Origin of the sequence: Streptomyces griseoflavus, from assembly GCF_014649995.1 — a bacterium.
In the GTDB taxonomy this organism is placed as follows: domain Bacteria; phylum Actinomycetota; class Actinomycetes; order Streptomycetales; family Streptomycetaceae; genus Streptomyces; species Streptomyces griseoflavus.
The window spans coordinates 1845-3254 of sequence record NZ_BMUC01000012.1; the positions used below are offsets into that span (position 1 = coordinate 1845).

The 1410-nt window shown below is 56.1% G+C and carries 1 rRNA gene (cut by a window edge); it reads left to right on the plus strand.

Annotated features, from left to right (window positions below):
- Window positions 1-1388: ribosomal RNA gene (locus IE172_RS23550) — 23S ribosomal RNA — on the plus strand (it extends 1795 nt beyond the left edge of the window).
- The last annotated feature ends 22 nt before the right edge of the window (window positions 1389-1410 follow it).

A 1410-nucleotide genomic window follows, 5' to 3' on the forward strand; every position in this document is an offset into this window, starting at 1 on the left:
GACCTGATGCCGAGCCGATTGTGGTGAAGTGGATGATCCTATGCTGTCGAGAAAAGCCTCTAGCGAGTTTCATGGCGGCCCGTACCCTAAACCGACTCAGGTGGTCAGGTAGAGAATACCGAGGCGTTCGGGTGAACTATGGTTAAGGAACTCGGCAAAATGCCCCCGTAACTTCGGGAGAAGGGGGGCCACGTCTGGTGAGAGCACTTGCTGCTCGAGCTGGGGGTGGCCGCAGAGACCAGCGAGAAGCGACTGTTTACTAAAAACACAGGTCCGTGCGAAGCCGTAAGGCGATGTATACGGACTGACGCCTGCCCGGTGCTGGAACGTTAAGGGGACCGGTTAGCTTGGATTCGTCCAGGCGAAGCTGAGAACTTAAGCGCCAGTAAACGGCGGTGGTAACTATAACCATCCTAAGGTAGCGAAATTCCTTGTCGGGTAAGTTCCGACCTGCACGAATGGCGTAACGACTTCTCGACTGTCTCAACCATAGGCCCGGTGAAATTGCACTACGAGTAAAGATGCTCGTTTCGCGCAGCAGGACGGAAAGACCCCGGGACCTTTACTACAGTTTGATATTGGTGTTCGGTTCGGCTTGTGTAGGATAGCTGGGAGACTTTGAAGCTCATACGCCAGTATGGGTGGAGTCGTCGTTGAAATACCAGTCTGGTCGTGCTGGATGTCTAACCTGGGTCCGTGATCCGGATCAGGGACAGTGTCTGATGGGTAGTTTAACTGGGGCGGTTGCCTCCTAAAGAGTAACGGAGGCGCCCAAAGGTTCCCTCAGCCTGGTTGGCAATCAGGTGTTGAGTGTAAGTGCACAAGGGAGCTTGACTGTGAGACCGACGGGTCGAGCAGGGACGAAAGTCGGGACTAGTGATCCGGCGGTGGCTTGTGGAAGCGCCGTCGCTCAACGGATAAAAGGTACCCCGGGGATAACAGGCTGATCTTCCCCAAGAGTCCATATCGACGGGATGGTTTGGCACCTCGATGTCGGCTCGTCGCATCCTGGGGCTGGAGTCGGTCCCAAGGGTTGGGCTGTTCGCCCATTAAAGCGGTACGCGAGCTGGGTTTAGAACGTCGTGAGACAGTTCGGTCCCTATCCGCTGTGCGCGTAGGAGTCTTGAGAAGGGCTGTCCCTAGTACGAGAGGACCGGGACGGACGAACCTCTGGTGTGCCAGTTGTTCTGCCAAGGGCATGGCTGGTTGGCTACGTTCGGGAGGGATAACCGCTGAAAGCATCTAAGCGGGAAGCCTGCTTCGAGATGAGGACTCCCACCTCCTAGAGAGGGTAAGGCTCCCAGTAGACGACTGGGTTGATAGGCCGGATATGGAAGCACGGTAACGTGTGGAGTTGACCGGTACTAATAGGCCGAGGGCTTGTCCTCAGTTGCTCGCGTCCACTGTGTT